Genomic DNA, 2,719 nt, shown 5'->3' with positions numbered 1-2,719 from the left:
CGCGGCTCTTCGGCGTGCTGCGCGATGAGCACTCCGAGGGAGTTCGCGTACTCCAGCGCGCGGCGCATGATCAGCGGGTCGTAGACGCACATGCCCCGGGGCTCGGGATTCGTCGGCGAACACCAGCGCCACCCCGTCCAGTTCGGCCAGCGGCACCGTGCGCCGCTGTGCCCAGTCGTGTCCGTCGCCGACGAGCACGCCGAGCGGATCCCACCGCACGACCTCCGACGCCACCCCCGCCGGCAGCCGCGCCGCGCACCCGATGCCGACGTCGAGCCGCCGCTGGGCGAGCAACCGGCATGGTGTCGAAACTGGCGTCTCCCACCGCGACTCGCAGCACCGCGTCCGGCCCGATCATGGTGCGGGTCGCCGCCGCGGCCCGATCGACGTGGCTCAGGATCAGCCGGGCCTCGGCCAGCAGCAGCGTGCCCGCGGCGGTGAGCCGCACGTGGTGGGTGCTGCGCTCCACCAGCGGGACGCGCAATTCCCGTTCCAGCCGCTGGATCTGCTGGCTCAACGCCGATTGCACGATGTGCTCGCGGGCCGCCGCGCGCCCGAAATGCAGTTCCTCCGCCACCGTCACGAAGTAACGCAGTTGCCGCAACTCCACGGCGTTTCCCACCTGTATGCCGCACCGGCCGCGGTGATCGCCGAACTGCCCCCGTGCGTGGATCTGACCTCGCAGTTCGCCCCGGTCTACGACCAGGGTGAGCTGGGCTCCTGCACCGGCAACGGCATTGCCGGGGCGCTGCAGTTCGATGCCATGAAACAGGGGCTGGCCGACGAATCCGTCCCGTCGCGGCTTTTCATCTACTACAACGAACGCGTCATGGAAGGCACCGTCGATCAGGATTCCGGCGCGATGATCCGCGACGGCATCAAGAGCGTCGCCAAGGTGGGCGCGTGCCCGGAAACCGAATGGCCCTACGACATTTCGGCCTTCGCCACCCAGCCACCGCCGAAATGCTATGCCGATGCCGCCGCGCATCGGGCCATCGCGTATTCCCGCGTGACCCGCACGCTGTCGCAGCTGCGCGGCTGCCTGGCCGACGGCTACCCGTTCGTGTTCGGGTTCACCGCGTACCAGAGCATCTTCGATCCGGAGGTGAGAACGACCGGGGCGATTCCGCTGCCCGGAGCCAAAGACCCTGTGGTGGGCGGACATTGCGTGGTCGCGGTCGGTTACGACGACGGCCGGTCGGTGTTCCGCATCCGCAATTCCTGGGGTGCGGGGTGGGGGCTCGACGGCTACGGGACCATGCCGTACGCGTATCTGCTCTCGGGCAACGCCTCGGACTTCTGGACCGTGCGCACCGTCGCGGGCTGAGCGAAAACGCATGGCCGCCAAGCCCTGTACCCCGATACAGTGCGGCCATGACACGTTTGAATCAGATCGTCGCCGTCGAGAAGGGAATCAAGTCACGCACCTTCTCCGACCTCACCGAGGCCCACCACAAGTTGGCCAAGAACCCTCTGCTGAGCGGTATTTCGCGCACCTACCGTCCCAAGGACGAGGAGGGCGAGCAGTTGCCGCCCGAGTCGACGCGCGTGCAGGTGAAGGCCGATGAGGTGCTGTCCACGACGGCGGAGATTCTGACCAAACTCTTCGATGTGGTGGCGACCAAGGATTGGGCCAACACCACCGCTGTCGCCGACGTGGTGGTCGACGGGCGCACCCTGGTGGCGGGCGCGCCCATCACCTACCTGCTGTTCCTCGAGAAGCAGCTGACCGACCTGCACACCTTCGTGCGCAAGCTGCCGGTGCTGGACGCCGCGGAGTCCTGGGAGTACGACCCGGCCGCGGATTGCTACGCCACCGAGCCGGTACAGACGGTGCGCACCAAGAAGATTCCGCGCAACCACGTGAAAGCCGAAGCGACGGAGAAGCATCCGGCGCAGGTCGAGGTGTACCACGAGGATGTGGTGGTCGGGTACTGGCGGACCATCAAGTTCTCCGGCGCGCTGCCCGCCAAGCGGGTCCACGAGCTCACCGAGCGAGTCGAAAAGCTGCAGGAGGCAGTGAAGTTCGCGCGCGAGGAGGCCAACAACGCCGAGATCACCCAGCGCAAGGTCGGGGCGGACGTCTTCGGGTACCTGTTCGGCTGAGGCCGTTACCGCGGGCCGGGCACCCTTTCGAGGTGTCCGGCCAGCAGGTCCGGGTGGGTGAGCTGCGGATAGTGGCCCGCACCCGGTATCACGGTCACCGGGTGCTCGACGGGCACGACCAACGGATCGGCCGCGCCCACGACGATCTCGACCGGGACGCTCACCCGGTCCAGCAGTGCGCGGGCCGAAGCTCGCTCGGCGTGCACGGCCCGCAGGGCGGCCACGACCCGGCGCGCGACTCCGGGGCGGTGCAGATCGGCTGCGGCGCTGTCGATCTCGGGACCGGGATCCACTCCCAGGGTCGCGGCGAGCCGTGCGGCGGACATGCGCCGCAACATCCACGCCGCGGCCGGCGAGCGGGTCGCCATCGAGCCGGGGGCCTGTAGGAACGCCGGTGCGAGGAGCACCAGCCCGCCGACGCGGTCGGGATGGTCGATCGCGTAGCGCAGTGCGGGCGCGCAGGCCAGCGAGTGCGCGACGAGCACCGGCCGGGTCCGGACCTCGCCGAGCAGGTCGGCCAGCCACGCCTCCGTCGGCCGCCGGGAGGCGGCGGATCGGCCGAGCAAGGGCCAGAAGAACTCCCACACCGACACGTCGAAGGTCGACGGCGTCT

The 2,719-nt window shown here is 69.1% G+C and carries 3 protein-coding genes and 2 pseudogenes; 2 read left to right on the top strand and 3 right to left on the bottom strand.

Features of this window, described 5'->3' with window-relative positions:
- Positions 1-159: 159 nt before the first annotated feature.
- Positions 160-294: pseudogene (locus ACWELQ_RS43130) on the bottom strand (hypothetical protein); the annotation flags it as partial.
- Between the two features lie 193 nt (positions 295-487).
- Positions 488-577 (bottom strand): annotated as a pseudogene (locus tag ACWELQ_RS43125) (LysR family transcriptional regulator); the annotation flags it as partial.
- On the opposite strand from ACWELQ_RS43125, the gene ACWELQ_RS43120 reads away from it, so the two are divergent.
- Both ACWELQ_RS43120 and ACWELQ_RS43115 read left to right on the top strand, forming a co-directional pair.
- Positions 560-1,327, top strand: coding sequence for a C1 family peptidase (locus tag ACWELQ_RS43120; protein WP_452402753.1), 768 nt, complete (start codon positions 560-562; stop codon positions 1,325-1,327). The pseudogene ACWELQ_RS43125 and the gene ACWELQ_RS43120 overlap by 18 nt on opposite strands.
- Before the next feature lie 47 nt (positions 1,328-1,374).
- The gene (locus tag ACWELQ_RS43115) at positions 1,375-2,106 is read left to right on the top strand and encodes a DUF7873 family protein (protein ID WP_452402752.1); all 732 of its coding nucleotides are present in this window, start codon (positions 1,375-1,377) and stop codon (positions 2,104-2,106) included.
- 5 nt (positions 2,107-2,111) lie between these two features.
- Here ACWELQ_RS43115 and ACWELQ_RS43110 read toward each other — a convergent pair.
- A partial coding sequence (locus ACWELQ_RS43110) for an alpha/beta fold hydrolase (RefSeq protein WP_452402751.1) occupies positions 2,112-2,719 on the bottom strand: 608 nt, incomplete at its 5' end.

The organism is Nocardia sp. NPDC004722, assembly GCF_053601505.1.
The sequence above is the reverse complement of the archived record's forward strand: the minus strand, read 5'-3'. Positions and strand labels throughout refer to the sequence as shown.

Bases quoted from the DNA above. Each gene is read 5' to 3' on its own strand.
- ACWELQ_RS43120 (WP_452402753.1), top strand. From the start codon at position 560: ATGCAGTTCCTCCGCCACCGTCACGAAGTAACGCAGTTGCCGCAACTC.
- ACWELQ_RS43115 (WP_452402752.1), top strand. From the start codon at position 1,375: ATGACACGTTTGAATCAGATCGTCGCCGTCGAGAAGGGAATCAAGTCA.